Below are 17,558 nucleotides of genomic sequence, written 5' to 3'. Positions count from 1 at the left end.
ACCGGCTATTCGCTGTCCGCGTCGGGTTCGAAGTCGAGGACCACCGAGTTGATACAGTAACGTTTTCCAGTTGGCTGGGGACCGTCGTCGAAGACGTGTCCGAGGTGGCCACCACAGGTGGCACAGACGACTTCGGTTCGGTCCATGCCGTGACTCAGGTCACGCCGAAGTTCGATGTTCGACTCGTCTGTGTCGTAGAAACTCGGCCAGCCACAGTGTGAGTCGTACTTCGTCTCCGACGTGAACAGTTCAGTTCCGCACCCGACACACCGGTAGACACCGTCGTCGGACCGGTCGACGTGCTCGCCCGAAAACCGTGGTTCGGTTCCTTGCTCACGGAGGACTCGATAGGCGTCGTCGGTGAGGCGTTTCCGCCACTCGGACTCGGAGAGAGTAAATTCTGCGTTGCTCATAGTTGATATAGAGGCCCCGAGAAAGAAAGACGCGTCGGCTACTCTCGTCGGAGGAAGTCCGGAAGTCGAATCCGACCGAAATCGTCACGTTGCACGTCGAGAACGTCGATTCGACCGACTGCGTCTGGAACACCCTGATTGTCCGTCGGTTTTCGAATCCCCACGTCGGCGCGTCCAGTCGTCGACGGTGTCTGTGCTTCGTCGACGAGGGCGTCCCAGAGGTCTTCTTTCGAGTCGAACTCGCCTCTGTTACGTGCAACGCGTTGTTTCCCCTCCTCGAAAGAGAGCTGGAGGACACTGCGCCCGTACGCGGTGTTCGCCTGCCGTCGAATCCGCTCGAACTCGCTGCTGTTTGGCGCACCGAGTGCTGTCGAGACGCCGAGCGCGTACATGCGCCGAATCGCCTCCTCGTCTGAAATCGTTCGCCAGTCCGTTCCGAAAGCCCGTTCGTACATGAGGGGACTCAGATGTCAACCTTCGAACGGGGGTCTACGACTAACCCGTTGTCCGTGAATGTAATCGACCGGATGTCGCAGTCGATGTTCGTCCCACGCATCTTGATGACCTGAATTCCCCTCGTCATCCCAGTCGCTTCGAGGTAGTTGTGGAAGAAGACGACACCGTGGGCGAGGAAGTGCTCGTCGGCGTACGACGACGGGTCCGTCATCTCCGAGATGAGGAGCGTCGTCGCATCGCCCTGTTTGAGTGCGGTGAGGAATCGCGTCATCTCTTCGGACCCGTTGGCGAAGAACAGTCGGAGGAGCATCGTCGAGTCGATGACGAGACGGTCGACCTCTCGAGAGTTGACGAAGGCGACGATCTTGTCTGTGAGACTCTGGACGCTCGAAGAACTGCCGCTCTGTGAGAACTGATTGAGGAGGTGTTTCCCCTTCGGACTCACGAGATTGATGTATCGAAAGCCATCAGCGTTCGTGAGCGTCTCGAATCCGAAGTCGAAACTCGACATGTCGTTGATGAGTTCTTCTTCGGTTTCGTGCATGGTGATGTACATGCACTGCTCACCGTTTCGAAGTCCCTCTGCCATGAACTGTGCTGTGAACGTGGTCTTGCCACTCCCCGGTGGCCCACTCAGGACGTACAGTCGCCGTGGAAGGAAGCCACCCTGGATAAGTTCGTCGAACCCGCTAACCCCACTCGGAATCCGCATGCTCGGACACACCGGACCTCCTATTAAAATCGTTCCGGCGCAGGTATCAAGCCTGATATTTCAGCGGCGCAACCTATCGTCCGACTCACTCCGGAAAGAGTTCGATTTCCTCTTCGACGGCATCGATGGCTGCGATATCTTCGTCGTCGAGTTGGACATCGACGGCGTCGAGGTTCGCACGGAGGTGTCGCTCACTGGATGCTTTTGGGATGCTACACACTCCCTTCGACGCCAACCACGCCAGACTCACAGACTCGGGCGTGACATCGTGTTTTGCTGCCACCGAGACGACTTCGTCCACGTCGCGGACGCGCCCGCCCGAGAGTGGTGAGTAGGCGACGACGCTGTAGCCGTGTTTCTCGGCGTGTTCGAGGAGTTCGGGGCGCTGGAACAGCGGGTGGTACTCGGTCTGATGGGCGACGAGCGGTGCCTCCAGAACGTCGAGCGCCTCGTCCAACTCCTCGACGGTGAAGTTGCTCACGCCGACACCGCCGACGAGTCCGTCGTCGACGAGTTCGTCGAACGCGGCGAGCGTCTCGGACGGGTCGTATGTTTGTATCGGGCGGTGGACGTACAGCAGGTCGACGAAGTCGGTCCCGAGTCGGTCGAGACTCTCTCGTGTCGTTCGGAGAACGTCGTCGTACGCGAGACTGTCTGCCCAGACTTTGGTCGCGAGAACGACGCTTTCTCGTGGCGTGTCGGCAGCAGCGATGGCGTCACCGACGACGGCTTCGTTGTCGTAAATCTGAGCCGTGTCGACGTGGCGGTATCCCATCTCGAGTGCGGTGGTCACCGCAGTCGCGTCGGCGGGCGTGTCGAGTCCCATCGTCCCGAGTCCGAGACGCGGAACGCGACTCATCGTCCCCCTTCGCCACCGGCGACGGTGGTCTCGTCTGCGACCGGCACCCCGTCGATAGCGAGTAAGTCGTCGAGCCCGGCTACTTCGTGTGTCGGGTCGGGCGATGGCGTGTGGTCTGCTCGGTGGCCACGGCGGATGAACGCCGAATCGACACCTGCTGCTTCGGCGGCGGCGATGTCGACATCGCTGTCACCGACGAACAGCGGGGACTCGACGCCGAGTGCCGACATCGCCTGTTCGAGATAGTAGGGTTCGGGCTTCTTTCGGTGGAGACTCGACATGGCTGGTTCGCGCCCGTAGGCGACGCCGAACAGGTCGGTGACGTCGAGATGCGAGAGGATGAAATCTATCGTCTCTTGCTGGTTACTCGAAACGATGCCCAGCGGGGCGTCGATACGGCGAATCGCGTCGAAGTCGTCGTACGGAACTTTCCGTCCGTCTCTGACTGCCGCACACTGGTAGGACGACGAGAACTCGTCGCGAGTTCGGAACAGCGTCTCCGGGTCGAGGTCGTACGTCCCCGCGACTGTGTGAACGTCTTCGGGCGAGACGTTGATGACCATCTGTTCGACGTGGTCAGGGTCGGGGTCTGTCACGCCGAGTTCGTCGAACGCCGCCCACGTCGCATCGTGGAGGAGTGAGATATCGACGAGCGTGGTCAACACCCCGTCGTGGTCGAAAATGACCGAATCGTACATACCCTGAGTGTGTGTGCGAGACGTGAATCAGTTTCGTCTATCCTACGCAATCCCGCCGCTGTGCGAGTCTTTTAGCGCCTCGAAACCACAGGGACATACGATGCAGGCAGGAGCCACACGCAGGGTGTCTGGATGACTCGCGACGTGTGTATCGTTGGGGCTGGTGCCGCAGGGGTTGGGGCGGCGTACGCACTCCGCGACGCGAACGCAAACGTGACCATACTCGAAAAGAGTCGCGGGGTATGCGGGCGCGCGGCGACACGTCGCAAAAACGGCTGTCGGTACGACCACGGTGCGAACTACGTGAAAGACTACGACCACCGCACTGAACGCCTCATTCGAAGTCTCGGTGAAGAGGGGTTGGTCGACATCGAACAACCAGTGTGGACGTTCGACGCAGCTGGTGTCATCTCCAGCGGCGACGCGCGCGACCAACACAAGTGGACGTGGACGGAGGGAATCACCCAACTCGCGAAACGATTGCTCGCGCAGACGGACGCGACAGTCGAACGCGAGACACGCGTCGCGGCGATCGACCACAACCCCGAGACGAACTACTGGTCCGTCGTCGACGAGGAGGGGACACGTCATGGACCGTACGACGTGGTCCTGTTGACGCCGCCCGCGCCGCAGACGGCCGCGCTCCTCACCGAGATGGGCTGGGGCGACCAGTGTATGGTCGGCCTCCGAGAGGCAATCGGGAGCGTTCGGTATCGGACGATTCGGTCGATTGTCCTCCACTATCCGTTCGAACGAGACGAGCCGTGGTACGCGCTGGTGAACACGGACAAAGCCCACCCGATTGGCTGGGTCGCACGCGAAGAGTGTAAAGACGGCCACGTTCCAGAGGGAGAGAGCCTCCTCGTCGTCCAACCGAGTCCCGAGTGGTCGACCGAACACTACGACGACCCGATAGACGAAGCAGCGGCCGAGGTCGCAGACATGGTCGCCGACCTCGTCGACGACGACAGCGTTCGAGACCCTGACTGGGTAGACGACCAGGGATGGCGATACGCCCTCCCCGACGGCGTCGCCAACCGAGAAGTGATTCGGTCAGGTGAGTCTGAAGGACTCTACTTCGCGGGCGACTGGACCGCAGGAGAGGGCCGCGTGCACGCCGCCCTCTGGAGCGGTATCGAAGCGGGCGAGCGAATCGCCGACTCGTAAACTCCTGTCGAGCCGCGAGCGCTACTCAGTTTCGAGCGTTTCGTGAATCGACTCACCACGCTGCAGTCGTGACGCGATAGTGAACGTCTGTTCTCGCTCTCGCCGCGTCGGAGAGTGGGCGGCGAGATATCGCGCGACGCCGACCAAGAGCGTCCGCGCTTCGGCCGGGGGGCGAGATGAGGCTTGCGTGAATCCTGCTTCGAGAGCCTGATACGTGTGGAATCCAGCATCCTCTGCGAGGAGTGCCCCGCCGAGTTCTCGTCTGAGCGTCGCCGGGTCGCCACCTGCATCGAGGAAGTGGGCGGCGGCACGCCCGGCGTCGTTGACGCGCCCTTCTGTGTCGAAGGCGGCCGAGAGCACTTCGAGCATCTCGTCAGGGTCGGCATCCGGATTTTCGTCCGGCAGCGGTGCTGGCGGCGTGTTCAAGAACCGGTCGAGGTAGACGTTGATGGCAGCGTCGAAGACGCCGCGGTAGAGTTCCACTGCGTCGGTTCGCCTGGTCAGCTGGTGGACCGCGTTGGCGTAGGTGAAGGTGTGATGGACCGTGTTCCAGTCGCTGAACTCGTTGCTCGTCGCGAACTGTGCGACTCGCATCCCGGCAGCGTACGAGACGACGTCTGCGAGTTCTTCGGGTGTTGCACCGTTTCGAATCGCTTCGACCAGCGTATCGACGATGGCGTGTGGGTCGTCACTGAGGAGTGCATCGAGGATGTCGTCGGGGCGCGACCACGTCTTTCCTGCGCCGAACTCGACGAATCGCTCGAGTTCGTCGAACGTGTCGTCGAGAAGCCCTGCGAGGTCGATTGGGCGACGCCACTCGGCGGACTCCTCCGCTCTGTCTGCAGTCGCGAGCCCGCGAACCAGACTCGGAAGCACAACGTCGGCGTTCCGCCACCCGATGTGGTCGAGTGCCTCGCACGCTTTGTTGACGAAGTCGAGCACGTGGCCCGTCTGGATGTATCGGTGGTCCGTCGCCGCAGTCGCGAGGATTCGTGCCAGGTCGTCGTCGTCGTATCCGGCGTCGATAGCAGTTCGAATGACGCGTTCTGCACCCGACGGGTCCCGAACCTCGATGTTCTCGCGGAACCACGAGAGAATGCGGTCGAAGTCAGTGTTCGTCGCACCGAGTGCCTCCTGTTCGAACTGCGGTGGTTCGTTCGACACGTCGTTTGCGACTTCCACGAGGCCGTGGTAGAGCGCGCGTTTTCGGTCGATGGGAGCGAGGTCTGGAAGGACGTTCGCCATCGCGGTCAGGATGGTGAGTCCCGGTCCCCACCCCTGTCTGCGGTAGCGACACCCGAATCGGATACCCGTCTCCAGTGGGGTCGTGACATCGACGTCGTTGTCGACGAGGCCGATGACGGACTTTGCGACCACGAGGCGGAGGTTCTGTTCGAGACCGTCTTCGAGTCTGTTCGACCAGTGGACCGCCGGCGGTTCGTCAGGGTCTGGATTCGGGTTGACGTAGACGGTCCCATCGCGGACTTCGACCGGGTAGGTGAGCACGTCGTCGGCCCACGGGTCGAACGTGTCGCCGCAAGCGAGTTCGAAGCGAGCGTGATGCCAGTGGCAGGTGAGGACACCCTCGGCGACACTTCCTTCGACGAGTGGGAACCCCATGTGTGGACAAGCATTATCGACTGCCCGAACCTCGTCTTCGTGGAAGAAGAGGGCGATTGCGTGACCATCCGCAGAGACGAGTTCACGACCCGACGCACGAAGTTCGTCGAGTTCGACAGTGGGGACGAACTGACCTTTAGAAGCCATACAGTCCCCCACGCTGGAGAGATTCCTAAAGCTTCGCTGAAACGAATTTGTGTAGGATAACTAAACTACCCTCGAGGTTCACGGTCGGTGCGTCCTGGAGAACAATCGTCGCGTCTTCGAGAATCAGACGGAACTCCGTCCCACGTGAGACAAAATTCGTAGGTGAGACGAACGCTAGCACAGTTCGGGCGTGCCTTTTTCGTTCCCGGCGTATAATCAAAGCGTGTGTCTTCGCTGACCGTCCGAATTGACCCGCACGTCCACTCTGAGGGCTCGTACGACGCCGCCGACCCAGTCGAGCTCATCTTAGAGCAGGCCGCAGAAATCGGACTCGACGCCGTCGTCATCACCGACCACGACGTCATCCACGAGTCCATCAGAGCGGCGCAACTCGCCCCGATGTACGGACTGGTTGGAATCCCCGGAGTGGAAGTCTCGACGGCCGATGGCCACCTCCTCGCACTGGGTATCGAAGAACTCCCACCACGTCGCCGTCCACTGGACGAGACGGCCCAGTGGGTTCGTGACCGAGGCGGCGTCGCCATCGTTCCGCATCCGTTCCAGCGAAGTCGCCACGGCATCGGCAAGCGAAAACTCGCCAGATATCACGACCGGACCGGAGGCAACGCGTTCGACGCCATCGAGACGTACAACTCGTGGCTCTTTACCGGATACAAGAACCGTCGCGCCCGCCGGTTCGCCTCGAACCGACTGTACCCCGGTGTCGCCGGCAGCGACGCCCACAAAGTCGGGTACGTCGGTCGTGCGTACACCGAAATCGAGATTCCAGACCTGTCGCGTGCGTCACTGACCAGCGACGACATCCTCGACGCGATTCGCAGTGGGTCGACACAGGTGCAGGGTCGACGGACACCGATTCCAACGAGCACCAAACACTACGTCGGCGCTGCGGGCCGGAAGTCTGCGTACTACGCCAAACGTGGCGCACTGACGAGTGGCGTGTTGGCGAAGAACGGAGCCGTCAAATCGGCGTATCTCGCAAAGGTCGGCGCACTCAAGAGTGGGTATCTTGCGAAAGAAAGCGCAGTTCGCGGGGCGCAGTTGCTGGCCCGACTGTCGCCACTGTAAGCGACACCAGTCGACCACTGTTCTCTCGAGTTAGTCCGCCCGACGAGGGGTGCCCACGGAACCCGTCGCATCCGGGAATCCGCTCGTCGAAGCAGGGTTGCGCGAGAGTCTGTCCGCACCACGGGTGACGATGAGGACGAGCGCGACGACCCACACCGCGACGACGAACGTCCCGATTGCGGCGATGCGAACCTCGTCGTAGAACGGGGTCCCAACGACCGAGGGGTCGATTGGGACGAGTCCGCTCAGGATGTTTATCGCACCATGTCCGAGCATCGCAATCCAGACGCTTCCCGTCTCGTTGTAGAGCCACGTCAACACGAGTGAGAACCCGACGACACTGGCGCCCCAGAGCACTTGCTGTCCGAGCGGCCACGTCCCGTGCGGTGTGGCCGTGGTGAAGAACATCGGCAGGTGCCAGAGCGCCCAGAGGATACCGATGATGAGACCCGAGATGGCCGCGCCGTATCGGGCCTGTAACTTCGGGAGGGCGAACCCGCGCCATCCGAGTTCCTCTTTTCCGCCGCCGACGATTGCCTCGAAGAGAATGAACACGGGGAGTGTGAGGTAGAACATGGTCCCTAAATCGAGAACGCCGAGGTCGACCGGATAGCCGAGGAGGCTGTACAGCACCGTGCCGAGCGCGAGGAACACGAGCGGCAGGGCGATGACGGCGGCGTACCATCGCAGCGAGAGACGCCAGCGGAGGCGAGGTCTGTACCACTCGCGAATCGATTCACCACTCGCCCGAAGGACGATGACCGCGGCGATAAACGGGCCCAGTGCACCGAGCGTAAAGAGACTCCACGCAGTCCACGATGGTTCCATGTCGAACAGGAGAACGGGTGCGTTGATGGCCCACGTAATCGCATACGCGAGAACGAAAAACGACGCGACAGGGTGGGCCGTCAACCGTGATTTGAAGGAAGGCATCGGCACTAGAGATTCGTGTCAGCTCGCTATATTCTGTGCGTCTGATTCTCCGTTCGAGAGAATAGTCGACAGCAGTCGTGTGATTCCGCGTTCCAAATCTCTTTTATCGGACACCCTGTATCCGACGCATGAAGTTCGCGATTTTCGGTGCTGGCGGCGTCGGGGGCTATCTCGGTGCGAGACTCGCAGATGCGGGACACGAGGTGCACCTCATCGCACGCGGGTCTCATCTCGCCGCCCTCCAGTCTGATGGCTTGCGCGTCGAGAGCGTCGCTGGCGACACCAGTGTGAAGCTGCCTGCGACCGACGACCCGAGCGACATCGGCGTGTGTGACTACGTACTCCTCTGTACGAAAGCCCACGACGTCGAAGGTGCTGCAGCGGACCTCCATCCCCTTCTCGACGAGAACACCGCCGTCGTGTCGTTCCAGAACGGTGTCGATAGCGAGCAGTGGATTGCCGACGAGATCGGGAGTGACCACGTAATCGGTGGCGTGGCGTACATCTTTTCGACCATCAAAGAACCCGGCGTCGTCGAACACACCGGTGGCCCCGCACGGTTCATCTACGGCGAACTCGACGGTGAGAACACGCCCCGAATTGAGGCGCTACACGATGCGATGTCCGCGTGCGACGGTATCGACGCGGTTCTCGCAGACGACATCTCCGTCGAACTCTGGCGGAAGTTCGCGTTCATCTGTGCACAAGCAGGCATGTCAGCGACGACTCGCCTTCCGATCGGAGATATCCGCGAGAGTGACGCCTCGTTCGAGATGTTTTGCGATATCATGTCGGAAGTAGTCGACGTTGCTCACGCTGAAGGCGTCGAACTCCCCGACGACACCCTCACTGAATGGACGGCGTTCGCACAGGAACTCGAGCCGGGGATGTACTCGTCGCTGCATTACGACCTGACACACGACAAACCGATGGAACTCGACGCGCTCAACGGCGCGGTCGTTCGACACGCACACGACGTCGGCGTGGACGTGCCGATGAACAGGGCGGTGACCGCGATACTCCAACCCTGGGCCGACAGAAATAGCCGATAGCGACGGCGGTCAAACGACGACGTCACCGACACGATAGCGTCGCCGACACGATCACCCGATAATCGGCTGCCCTGCAATCGGGTATTCGAGGTAGACTCGGCCAACCAGCGCGTAGGGGTTCTCCCACCAGCTAATATCGCCACGGGTGGTCCGCGAGCGCGACGGTGCCAGCCCACCGAGTTCGACCCCGTTGAGGGTTGCTCGCACTGCCGACACGTCGAGAATTCGGTCGGTGTCGACCCAGTACTGAACCCCGGTTTCGGTCTTTCCTCGAACCTTCGACCCACCGACTGGCAAGAGCAAGTTGAACAGAAATGTCCGTATCGAACTCCCGATTGTCGTCCGGGAGATAGCAGTCGGTAGCAGTGCACCGAGCAGGTTCAACACGCGCGTCCGCCTCGTGACCTCGAAGTCGATTCGGAGGTCTATCGTCGTCCCGTCGGCGCTCTCCATCGTGACGTCGTATCCATCGCCCTCGTGGTGCACCCACGAGATTGCAGACTCTTTCACTCGGTCGAACTCGTGATACGACGTGACGAAATCTGTCGCCCCACTCGGCGCGTAGAGCGTCGACTCACCGTCGGGTGTCTCGACCCAGATTTCGGCGTACGACCCGACAGGTGTCGGCGTCGACTCGAACAGCAGAAGCCACAGTGTGTGCCCGCTTTCGAACCCGATGTACGGACAGACCACTCCCGCGAACGGTTGGAGGGGTCCGCGAACCCCCACCGGATACCGGTCTATTTCGACCGATGACGCTGTGTCACTCATGAGAAACCCACCAGACAGTTACGCTCGCACCAAGCATTATCGTGCCGCTGTGGCGGTACGCGAGGGAGCTCAGTAACCTTGGTACAGAACAACTACGCCTCGCTCGGACCGACCGACAGCCGATTGCGTGGATTCTCCGCGTCGAAACAGCGGTTCGGAAGGGGGACGTTGATTGGGTGTTCGTTCGGGACCTGAATCGTGGCTCCGAGAAGCTGAAATCCGTAGTCACCGAAGGAGTCAGTGACGCAGCCGGAGAGTGGCCCAGCGACGAACCGGTACAGTTTGTTCGTGGTCTGGCTGCGGTAGAGCATGACGAGGAAGTACTCGATAGCGGACGGCTGAACCAGTATCCAGAACTCGGAACAGCTCAGGTGTACCGTCGCTGTACAGCCAGTGAACTCGAATCGCTGTGTGTCAACTGGACCTTCGTCTTTCGTGGGAGGCGACAGTGGGGTGGTCAACGCGCTCGACTCGGCTGCTGCCGTACTCGGCAACGTCGTCTGTGGAGACTCGTCGCCCGAACTGACAATCTTGGGCGTCAAACAGCCAACAGACCAGCCAGTGAACCCGTAGCCGACCAACCGAAGTGTGTTCCGTCGTGAGCGTGGTTTCATGTTGAGGCTACCTGCTACTGAATCAGTGTTCAGTCCCACCAGACTCGCCGGGCGCTTTTCGTCGTCGTTGAGCAATCTTCGTCGTCGCCGAACGCGCTTCGTCGGACTCGTTGGCCTCCCCCTCAGAAAATCGAGAGACCACCACAGAAATACAGGTAGAAAGACACCTTCCAGTGACGTAACGGTTGTGTCAGCCCGAAAAACGGACGTTCTCGGCCGAGAGTGCGTTCCTGACTAGCCGAGGAATCAGTCCTGCGAGCCGACCAGTTCTTCGTACTGCGCGCCGGTCTGTTTCAGCGTCTCGGTCGAGTAGAGGCGCTCGTGGTCGAACGGGAGATATTCGGCGGCGAGTTCGTCTATCTTCGCATCGACGGCGTCGGCGTCGCGGCCGTGAATCATCGTGAACAGGTTGTACGGCCAGTGCTGTTCGGGGCGACGGGGGCGGTGATAACAGAGCGTCACGTACGGAAGACTGCCGACGACTTCGCCGCGGGCGTCGAGTTCGTCGTCCGGGACGTCCCAGACGACCATGCAGTTGTTCCGGAATCCGGTGACGACGTGGTTGACGATACAACCGATGCGTTTGATACAGCCCTCGTCGAGGAGGCGCTCGATTGCCTCGATGACGTCGTCGGTGTCGGCGTCGATGGCGGCGGCAACGTCGGCGTACGGGGTCTTCGAGAGCGGGAAACCATCTTGAATTTCGACCAGCAGGCGTGCGTCGAGGTCCGAGAGGTTACCCGTCGCGTTCTCCGAGATTCGAGTCGCGCTTACTTCGGTCTCGTCGAGGCTCTCGCGAGCGAATCGGTCGTCGTTCATCACGGGGAACTCCAGGTCGATGTAGTAGTCCGTGAGCATCGGGAGGTTGAGCACCTCACACCCGGTTCGGTCTTCGATTTCCGAGAGGATTCGGTCGCGTGTTTCCCTCGACCCGGCAGTGACGACGAACCACATGTTCCACTCGTGTGCGCGCCGGTAGTTGTGGTTCACCTGCCTGTAGGAGTTGATTATCTCGGCAATCTCGTCGAATCGGTCGTCGGGTGCAGCGACGGCCGCGAGCGTCGAACTGCCGATGACGGGTGGGTTGAGAACGGCACCGAATCGCCGGAAGATGCCCTTCTCGCGGAGGCGGCGAACACGCTCGAGAGCCTCGTCTTCGTCGATATCGAGTTCTTCGGCCACGACACGGAAAGGTCGCGCTTCGACAGGGAACCCACTCTGATACTCGTCGATGAGCGTGGCATCCACCTCGTCGAGGCCGGCCCGCCAGTCGTCCGACAGCGCGGTCATTATCCGGGCTTAGGAGTCGGAGGGCCTATCGCTTTCGGACCGGGCGGGCCGTCTCGGCCATCGGACGCGAACAGGACGTTTTTTGCACACTCACTCGAAGACACAGGCATGACCGCAGCCGACAGTGAGTTCGGGGAGTGGCCGCTGAAACGTCTGATGACAGAAGTCGTCGGCACGGGAACGAAGTCCGCCGAAGACATGACGCGAGCGCAGGCGATGGAAGCGATGCGACGCATCCTCGCAGACGAGCCAGACCACACGACGCTCGGTGCGTTCTGGCTCGCCAACCGCTGGAAACACAACAACGCCGAGGAACTCGCCGCGTACGCCGACGTGATGGCCGAACACGTCGAATATGCCGAGCCGAACGTCGACCCCGTCGACTGCGGAGCGAACTACGACGGCAAGGGCAAGACGGCGATTCTCGGCGTCGCTGCGGGTGTCACCGCCGCCGCCGCAGGCACGCCCGTCGTCGTCCACTCGGGTGACCGCGTCCCGACACAGAAACAGGACGCCTACAAGCACGTCCTCGACGCACTCGGGGTTCGGACGGAACTCGAACCCAGCGAATCGGCCGACATGGTCGACGAGACTGGCTTCGGCTTCTACTACCAGCCCACCTTCAACCCGGCAATCCACGCGCTCTGGGAGCGCCGCGACAACATGGGCGTTCGAACCTTCGTCAACACCATCGAGACCATCGCCAACCCGGCGAACGCGTCGGTCCACCTCGGGTCGTTCTACCACCTCGCGTTCGCGAAGAAGATGACGGACACGTTCAACGAAAGCGAGCACCACGACCTCCGCCGTATCGTCATGTTCCAGGGGATGGAAGGCTACGACGACATCCGGCCGGGATACACGAAGGTCGCAGAATGGACCAACGGCGAGTTCGACGACTTCGACATCGAGACGGCCAACTACGGCATGGACTTCGAGTACGACGACCTCGGCGTCGACGAAGACGACGTTGCGGGCGACTCCGCTCGAATCACTGAAGCTGTCCTTTCGGGAGAGCGCACGGACCGCTTCGCCGACGCTGTCGCCCTCAACGCGGCACTCCGCATCTACGCCCGCGAAGACGCCGACTCCATCGACGAAGGACTGGAGATGGCACGCGAGGCTATCGACTCCGGTGCGGCCGAAGCAGTGCTCGAAGACCTGCGGGACTTCTGAGGGCCAGCTAGCGACTCCCAGATCTCATTCGAAGAGCTGTCTTGCGTAGCGGTAAATCGGTGCACCGAGCCAGTCGCGCCCCTCTGCAATCGTCTCGAACGCAGACTGCGCTTCTTCGGCAGTGAGCGCATCACGCTTGACTAACGCACGAAGGACGATTGGCGAAAGTACCACCTCGGCATCGACCAGTTGCTGAAGCTCCGGAAGTGCACGGTAGTCGTCGGTGACGAGAAACGCGGCATCGACTTCGCTGGCGGCCACCACGCAACTCGCTTCACCGTCGTCGATTCGACTCGTCACGAACTCGGTTCCTGTCGTGTCGATGACCGTGATTCGGTCTTCTGCGTCGAGAACTTTCGACGCACCAGTTCCGTGATTGTCGTCGTACGCCGCAGTCTGTTCGAGTTCGTCGAGAACAGTCTGTGTAGTGACGATATCGAACTCGTCCAGAACAGTCTCGAAGACACCACCGACTGCGAGCGAGACGAACGCGCTCGTATCTACGACGAGCATTCAGAAGTCTGCGAGTTTGTCTGCGAGTTCTTCGCCGCGGTCGAGGACGTTCTTCGAGGCACGAACTGCCTCTGCATCCTGTCGCCCGATAATCTCGGCGAGCTGGTCGAATTCGATGTGGCCTGCGAGGTAGAGTTCGACGACTGCCTCACGAAAGCTCTCTTCAGACTCTATCTCTTCGAGATACTGCCGGAGCGCCTCGATGAGTATCTCGGTTCGGTTCTTGTGGGTGACCTCCGCGGCGATGTCGACGTGCGCGACTAACTCCTCTGGGAGTCGAAAGTTGACCCGCTTCGTACTCATCGTTGTACATACATTGGATGTACAGGGCCAAAGATGTATCGCTAACACGGCAGGTTCAACGATTCACCTCGAACACGGCGAACAGCGTCCACACCGACGACGTAGACCGCCTCAGAGAACGCATCAGCCGATATCTGTTCGGTGCTGTACCAGTACTGATGCGAAACCCGCACGGTCCATCCATCGACGGAGCGACCGACGACCGACGCCCGGTTTCGTCCAGTCGTTTCCGACGTTCCGGAAGACGTGAGGCAGGTCGCTTCTTCCAAGTGGGACTGGAGGTACGACTCTTCGTGAGATAGCGCCACACGTTGCGCGTGTCGGTCGGCCACGACGACAGAACCGGCTACGACGACGAGGAGAATCAACCCGGCAATTCCGAGAGCGCGACGATTCACGAATAGAAGTGCAAACGAGTCAGATAAGTGTCTTTTGTCAGGGTGAGCCGACTCGAATGGCGTCTCCATCTGCCGACGAAAATCATTCTGACCCCCCCGATTCCTGAAGGGGTGCTGGCTACTTCGAGACGCGAACGACGTCGTACTCCGCGTTCGCTGGGTCAGGGTTTCCGAAGCGAGCGTTCACCGCGTAGAGGGAGTTCCCAAACCCTGCAACCGTCGTCGGCACGTCGAACGCTGGGTCGGTTATCTCGTCGACCACTTCGCCTGCAGTTGCGTCCGGGTCGAGTTTCACCACCGCGATGAGGTTGAGCTGGTTTCGCACGACGTAGAGGGTCCTGCCCGCCAGCAAGAGACCGTCGCCTGCCGACACCGTCTCTCCCCCGAGGTCGATTTCGGTCGCATCGCCCGACGCAGGGTCCACGTTGTAGAGCAGTCCGGTGGTCGAATTTACCACGATGAGATACGCCCCGTTCGGTGGCGCGTCGATTCCGTTGGCGTTGAACTCGTTGGGAATCGACGTGAAGTCACCGCCGAGCGGAATCTCCTCCACTTCGCTCTGGTCGGGGACTTCTCCGGCCGCACCGAGTGGAACCCGGTACAGCATGGGTCGGAACGAGTCGGTGAAATACGCCGCTGATCTCGTCACAACGACGTCGTTCACGAACGTTGGCGATTCCTGGAGTCCGTAGTCGGCGACCATCGCTCCCGAGTTCGCGTCGTACACGAACGCCCTTCCAGTCGGTCCGCCGGCGACGAAGAGGTAGGTACTTCGAGGGTCGTGTGCGAGACCGACTGCGATACGGTCCGCGGGTGGGACGAGTATCTCCCCTTCCCCAGTCCGCAGGTTACCCCGGTAGATGGCCCCGCCGGCGAGCGACCCCACGAAAAATTCGTTGCCGAGGCCGGTGACGATTCCCTCCGGCTGGAATCCAGTGGGAAGTGAGATGACCGATGGATAGGCCGGTGTAGCGACAGCAGAACCACTCCCGACCAGTGTGAGTCCAGCGATTGGAAGTGCCTTCAGCAACGCGCGTCGTTTATAATCAATTCGTCCGCCTCCGTTCTGTTTCGATGACATTTGTCTTTCCTACGGACCCATCGGTGCCCCACAGTCCGAGCATCATGCTCCACTGGTGGGTTACTCGACACGGTGACCTAGCAGTCCACGGCGCCGGGGTACGTGTTGATTCGACGACGTGTAGGGCAAAATAGATTATTCTCACAGAACACAAATTCACCAGGACAAGGGTATGAGACCCTAGATATCGAGTTCGTCGTCCATCTCACCGAACACGTCGTCTGTCGCCAACTCGTTTTCGTCGCGGTCCAGCGGAAGTGCCACACCGACGAGCGTCTTCCCGGCCGTGACCGTCGCTTCGCGGGCGATGGAGTAGACGACGCCAGCGCGTTCGGCTTCGACTTCCTGCAAGACGGTGTATCTCGTCGGGTCGTACACCCAGCCGAGGTGGTCGCCGGGGCGGACTTCGCGGCCGAGTTCGACGTCTTCGCGGACGACGAACAGACCGGACGTGTCCGCGGAGACGCGACCGAGGTGGTTCCGGTAGGTCTGGCCGTCCCACGACTCGACCGCACCGGAGAGGATACCGAGACTTCGGCAGACGTTGAGGAGGCCCTCGACGCCGGCGACGATAGCCGCTTCGACGAGTTGCTTGTTGTGCGCGAGTTCGGGCGTGATAGACGGGATGCCCGCCTCGGTGGCCGCGACGCGGAGTTTGCCGTCGAAGTTGCGTTTGGTCCACTCTTCTTCGGCGTCTTCGCCGGCGGCCTCTGCGAGGAGCAAGTCCACGCCAAATGCTTCTGCGAGGTCGCGTGAGGCGTCGTCGTTCTGGCGGTAGACCGTGTGTGTGAGCATGTCCGGACTGCCGGTGTGGAGGTCCACGATCGCGTCCGCGTCGCTGGCGAACTCCCAGAGCGTGGCGGCCATCCGTTCATGAAGGGTGCCCTCCGGGTCACCCGGCCAGACACGGTTCATGTTGGAGTTGACCGAGTCGATGGCCTCCGGCGTGACGTACGACACGCGGTCGAACGTCAACGGGTCTGCCACGGGAACGGCCACGACGCGCCCCGTCAGGTCGGCGCGATCGAGTCGGCCGTGAAGGCGACGAAGGACCTCGGTTCCGTTTATCTCGCGGCCGTGTTGGGCGGCCTGCACGTAGAGTGTCGGCCCATCAGTGCCGTCGGCAGGTTCGTAAACGTGAACCGTCGTCTGCACCGGGACGCCGGAGGGAAGGCGGGCGAGCGTCACGGTTTCCGCAGTGTGCATATTCGACGCATCGCGGTCGGGTGTCTTGTAGGTAGGGGGGCCTCACTACAGCAGAAAATAGACCGCACTGCCGACGATGTTCGGAGAGAAGGGTTCGGTGGCCGACTACTGTCGGTCAGACGTGTTGATGCCGAACGGAAGGTAGAGCAGACACGACTGCCGGTATCCCGTCACGAGGAAGACGACACCGAAGAGGACGGCGACGGCCGCCAGAATCGGGGCGAGCGGGACCACACCTGCTACTGCACCGATGCCGACGACGACGAGGAGTGCTCCGAGTGCGAGACGAACTGTCCGGTCGAGACTGCCAACGTTGTGTTCCATATGAATCTCAGTTGTGGCTTTGGATTGCAAGACAATAATCCCAGTGGCCGGTATCATCAATCGATAATGGGTCAATCACGAGTCCAGTGTTGTCTCGAAGAATCACAGCCAGTTCCGAAGGCAAGTCGCAACATCGTTTCACTCCCACCTGACAGCCTTCGAAGGATGTACCGAAGGCGGCACGGTTTTCACTCGCCCGCCCGACCAACGAAGTATGAGCGACAACCCAACTGCCACGCTCCACACGAACAAGGGCGACATCACCGTCGAACTGTTCGCGGACAAGGTTCCGAACACCGTCGAGAACTTCGTCGGACTCGCCACAGGCGAGAAGACGTGGGTCCACCCCGAGACCGACGAGACGATGGAAGGCGAACCCCTCTACGAGGATATCCTCTTCCACCGCATCATTGACAACTTCATGATTCAGTGCGGTGACCCGACCGGGACCGGCCGTGGCGGCCCGGGCTACACCTTCGACGACGAGTTCCACTCGGACCTCGGCCACGACGGTGCCGGCGTCCTGTCGATGGCGAACCGCGGGCCAAACACGAACGGGTCGCAGTTCTTCATCACCCTCGGTGCGCAACCCCACCTCGACGGCAAGCACGCTGTCTTCGGAAAAGTCGTCGACGGTATGGATGTCGTCGAAGACATCGGTTCTGTCCCGACCGACCGTCAGGACAAACCGGTGTCGGACGTGGTCCTCGAATCCGTCGACATCGAGCAGTAATCG

The 17,558-nt window shown here is 61.0% G+C and carries 21 protein-coding genes; 5 read left to right on the top strand and 16 right to left on the bottom strand.

The annotated features are described in order from the left end of the window. Positions 1-5 precede the first annotated feature (5 nt). The 5 genes from msrB to ACK3SC_RS12495 all read right to left on the bottom strand — a co-directional run bounded on the left by msrB (position 6) and on the right by ACK3SC_RS12495 (position 3,138). Positions 6-413, bottom strand: a complete 408-nt coding sequence (gene msrB, locus ACK3SC_RS12515; RefSeq protein WP_416840525.1) for a peptide-methionine (R)-S-oxide reductase MsrB — start codon at positions 411-413, stop codon at positions 6-8. A 38-nt stretch (positions 414-451) separates the two neighbouring features. After that, on the bottom strand, positions 452-868 hold the full coding sequence (locus tag ACK3SC_RS12510; RefSeq protein WP_416840524.1) for a hypothetical protein: 417 nt from the start codon (positions 866-868) through the stop codon (positions 452-454). 8 nt (positions 869-876) lie between these two features. Continuing rightward, a complete protein-coding gene (locus tag ACK3SC_RS12505; protein ID WP_416840523.1) occupies positions 877-1,581 on the bottom strand; it encodes an RAD55 family ATPase in 705 nt (234 codons plus the stop codon). A gap of 85 nt (positions 1,582-1,666) precedes the next feature. Further along, a complete protein-coding gene (locus tag ACK3SC_RS12500) occupies positions 1,667-2,440 on the bottom strand; it encodes an aldo/keto reductase (protein ID WP_416840522.1) in 774 nt (257 codons plus the stop codon). After that, a complete protein-coding gene (locus tag ACK3SC_RS12495; protein ID WP_416840521.1) occupies positions 2,437-3,138 on the bottom strand; it encodes an HAD family hydrolase in 702 nt (233 codons plus the stop codon). Before ACK3SC_RS12495 ends, ACK3SC_RS12500 begins: the two co-directional genes overlap by 4 nt. 132 nt (positions 3,139-3,270) lie before the next feature. On the opposite strand from ACK3SC_RS12495, the gene ACK3SC_RS12490 reads away from it, so the two are divergent. Further along, a complete protein-coding gene (locus tag ACK3SC_RS12490; RefSeq protein ID WP_416840520.1) occupies positions 3,271-4,305 on the top strand; it encodes an NAD(P)/FAD-dependent oxidoreductase in 1,035 nt (344 codons plus the stop codon). 21 nt (positions 4,306-4,326) lie between these two features. Here ACK3SC_RS12490 and ACK3SC_RS12485 read toward each other — a convergent pair whose 3' ends face one another. Further along, complete coding sequence (locus ACK3SC_RS12485; protein WP_416840519.1) at positions 4,327-6,072, bottom strand: Rieske (2Fe-2S) protein; 1,746 nt, start codon at positions 6,070-6,072, stop codon at positions 4,327-4,329. 225 nt (positions 6,073-6,297) lie between these two features. Here ACK3SC_RS12485 and ACK3SC_RS12480 point away from each other — a divergent pair, with 225 nt between their 5' ends. Beyond that, complete coding sequence (locus ACK3SC_RS12480; RefSeq protein WP_416840518.1) at positions 6,298-7,161, top strand: CehA/McbA family metallohydrolase; 864 nt, start codon at positions 6,298-6,300, stop codon at positions 7,159-7,161. Positions 7,162-7,191: 30 nt separating this feature from the next. On the opposite strand, the gene ACK3SC_RS12475 is transcribed toward ACK3SC_RS12480, so the two are convergent. After that, positions 7,192-8,094: a type II CAAX prenyl endopeptidase Rce1 family protein gene (locus tag ACK3SC_RS12475; protein WP_416840517.1), complete on the bottom strand. Its 903-nt coding sequence runs from the start codon at positions 8,092-8,094 to the stop codon at positions 7,192-7,194. Between the two features lie 128 nt (positions 8,095-8,222). On the opposite strand from ACK3SC_RS12475, the gene ACK3SC_RS12470 reads away from it, so the two are divergent. Beyond that, a complete protein-coding gene (locus ACK3SC_RS12470; protein ID WP_416840516.1) occupies positions 8,223-9,146 on the top strand; it encodes a 2-dehydropantoate 2-reductase in 924 nt (307 codons plus the stop codon). A 51-nt stretch (positions 9,147-9,197) separates the two neighbouring features. On the opposite strand, the gene ACK3SC_RS12465 is transcribed toward ACK3SC_RS12470, so the two are convergent. The 3 genes from ACK3SC_RS12465 to ACK3SC_RS12455 form a co-directional block, all read right to left on the bottom strand. Next, complete coding sequence (locus tag ACK3SC_RS12465) at positions 9,198-9,917, bottom strand: hypothetical protein (RefSeq protein WP_416840515.1); 720 nt, start codon at positions 9,915-9,917, stop codon at positions 9,198-9,200. A gap of 92 nt (positions 9,918-10,009) precedes the next feature. Further along, the gene (locus tag ACK3SC_RS12460) at positions 10,010-10,531 is read right to left on the bottom strand and encodes a hypothetical protein (protein WP_416840514.1); all 522 of its coding nucleotides are present in this window, start codon (positions 10,529-10,531) and stop codon (positions 10,010-10,012) included. Positions 10,532-10,777: 246 nt separating this feature from the next. Further along, entirely contained in the window at positions 10,778-11,821 is a 1,044-nt protein-coding gene (locus tag ACK3SC_RS12455; RefSeq protein WP_416840513.1) for an Lrp/AsnC family transcriptional regulator, read from the bottom strand. Between the two features lie 108 nt (positions 11,822-11,929). Between ACK3SC_RS12455 and ACK3SC_RS12450 the strand changes: the two genes are divergently transcribed. Beyond that, the gene (locus tag ACK3SC_RS12450) at positions 11,930-12,997 is read left to right on the top strand and encodes an anthranilate phosphoribosyltransferase (protein ID WP_416840512.1); all 1,068 of its coding nucleotides are present in this window, start codon (positions 11,930-11,932) and stop codon (positions 12,995-12,997) included. Positions 12,998-13,021: 24 nt separating this feature from the next. On the opposite strand, the gene ACK3SC_RS12445 is transcribed toward ACK3SC_RS12450, so the two are convergent. The 6 genes from ACK3SC_RS12445 to ACK3SC_RS12420 all read right to left on the bottom strand — a co-directional run bounded on the left by ACK3SC_RS12445 (position 13,022) and on the right by ACK3SC_RS12420 (position 16,822). Next, positions 13,022-13,510, bottom strand: a complete 489-nt coding sequence (locus ACK3SC_RS12445) for a hypothetical protein (RefSeq protein WP_416840511.1) — start codon at positions 13,508-13,510, stop codon at positions 13,022-13,024. Then, positions 13,511-13,813: a CopG family ribbon-helix-helix protein gene (locus ACK3SC_RS12440; RefSeq protein ID WP_416840510.1), complete on the bottom strand. Its 303-nt coding sequence runs from the start codon at positions 13,811-13,813 to the stop codon at positions 13,511-13,513. Between the two features lie 41 nt (positions 13,814-13,854). Next, entirely contained in the window at positions 13,855-14,211 is a 357-nt protein-coding gene (locus ACK3SC_RS12435; RefSeq protein WP_416840509.1) for a hypothetical protein, read from the bottom strand. A 118-nt stretch (positions 14,212-14,329) separates the two neighbouring features. Next, entirely contained in the window at positions 14,330-15,292 is a 963-nt protein-coding gene (locus ACK3SC_RS12430; protein ID WP_416840508.1) for a hypothetical protein, read from the bottom strand. Between the two features lie 180 nt (positions 15,293-15,472). After that, a complete protein-coding gene (locus ACK3SC_RS12425) occupies positions 15,473-16,498 on the bottom strand; it encodes a succinylglutamate desuccinylase/aspartoacylase family protein (protein WP_416840507.1) in 1,026 nt (341 codons plus the stop codon). 105 nt (positions 16,499-16,603) lie between these two features. Further along, complete coding sequence (locus ACK3SC_RS12420) at positions 16,604-16,822, bottom strand: DUF2892 domain-containing protein (protein WP_416840506.1); 219 nt, start codon at positions 16,820-16,822, stop codon at positions 16,604-16,606. A gap of 214 nt (positions 16,823-17,036) precedes the next feature. Here ACK3SC_RS12420 and ACK3SC_RS12415 point away from each other — a divergent pair, with 214 nt between their 5' ends. Beyond that, positions 17,037-17,555: a peptidylprolyl isomerase gene (locus ACK3SC_RS12415; protein WP_416840505.1), complete on the top strand. Its 519-nt coding sequence runs from the start codon at positions 17,037-17,039 to the stop codon at positions 17,553-17,555. Positions 17,556-17,558: the final 3 nt, after the last annotated feature.

It is taken from the genome of Haloferax sp. DFSO52, from assembly GCF_048158745.1.
GTDB lineage: Archaea > Halobacteriota > Halobacteria > Halobacteriales > Haloferacaceae > Haloferax.
This window is presented reverse-complemented; position numbering and strand designations above follow the sequence as displayed.

Bases quoted from the DNA above. Each gene is read 5' to 3' on its own strand.
- ACK3SC_RS12440 (WP_416840510.1), bottom strand. From the start codon at position 13,813: ATGAGTACGAAGCGGGTCAACTTTCGACTCCCAGAGGAGTTAGTCGCG.
- ACK3SC_RS12500 (WP_416840522.1), bottom strand. From the start codon at position 2,440: ATGAGTCGCGTTCCGCGTCTCGGACTCGGGACGATGGGACTCGACACG.
- ACK3SC_RS12505 (WP_416840523.1), bottom strand. From the start codon at position 1,581: ATGCGGATTCCGAGTGGGGTTAGCGGGTTCGACGAACTTATCCAGGGT.
- ACK3SC_RS12450 (WP_416840512.1), top strand. From the start codon at position 11,930: ATGACCGCAGCCGACAGTGAGTTCGGGGAGTGGCCGCTGAAACGTCTG.
- ACK3SC_RS12420 (WP_416840506.1), bottom strand. From the start codon at position 16,822: ATGGAACACAACGTTGGCAGTCTCGACCGGACAGTTCGTCTCGCACTC.
- ACK3SC_RS12470 (WP_416840516.1), top strand. From the start codon at position 8,223: ATGAAGTTCGCGATTTTCGGTGCTGGCGGCGTCGGGGGCTATCTCGGT.
- ACK3SC_RS12465 (WP_416840515.1), bottom strand. From the start codon at position 9,917: ATGAGTGACACAGCGTCATCGGTCGAAATAGACCGGTATCCGGTGGGG.
- ACK3SC_RS12430 (WP_416840508.1), bottom strand. From the start codon at position 15,292: ATGTCATCGAAACAGAACGGAGGCGGACGAATTGATTATAAACGACGC.
- ACK3SC_RS12490 (WP_416840520.1), top strand. From the start codon at position 3,271: ATGACTCGCGACGTGTGTATCGTTGGGGCTGGTGCCGCAGGGGTTGGG.
- ACK3SC_RS12415 (WP_416840505.1), top strand. From the start codon at position 17,037: ATGAGCGACAACCCAACTGCCACGCTCCACACGAACAAGGGCGACATC.
- ACK3SC_RS12495 (WP_416840521.1), bottom strand. From the start codon at position 3,138: ATGTACGATTCGGTCATTTTCGACCACGACGGGGTGTTGACCACGCTC.
- ACK3SC_RS12460 (WP_416840514.1), bottom strand. From the start codon at position 10,531: ATGAAACCACGCTCACGACGGAACACACTTCGGTTGGTCGGCTACGGG.
- msrB (WP_416840525.1), bottom strand. From the start codon at position 413: ATGAGCAACGCAGAATTTACTCTCTCCGAGTCCGAGTGGCGGAAACGC.
- ACK3SC_RS12445 (WP_416840511.1), bottom strand. From the start codon at position 13,510: ATGCTCGTCGTAGATACGAGCGCGTTCGTCTCGCTCGCAGTCGGTGGT.
- ACK3SC_RS12485 (WP_416840519.1), bottom strand. From the start codon at position 6,072: ATGGCTTCTAAAGGTCAGTTCGTCCCCACTGTCGAACTCGACGAACTT.
- ACK3SC_RS12425 (WP_416840507.1), bottom strand. From the start codon at position 16,498: ATGCACACTGCGGAAACCGTGACGCTCGCCCGCCTTCCCTCCGGCGTC.
- ACK3SC_RS12455 (WP_416840513.1), bottom strand. From the start codon at position 11,821: ATGACCGCGCTGTCGGACGACTGGCGGGCCGGCCTCGACGAGGTGGAT.
- ACK3SC_RS12510 (WP_416840524.1), bottom strand. From the start codon at position 868: ATGTACGAACGGGCTTTCGGAACGGACTGGCGAACGATTTCAGACGAG.
- ACK3SC_RS12475 (WP_416840517.1), bottom strand. From the start codon at position 8,094: ATGCCTTCCTTCAAATCACGGTTGACGGCCCACCCTGTCGCGTCGTTT.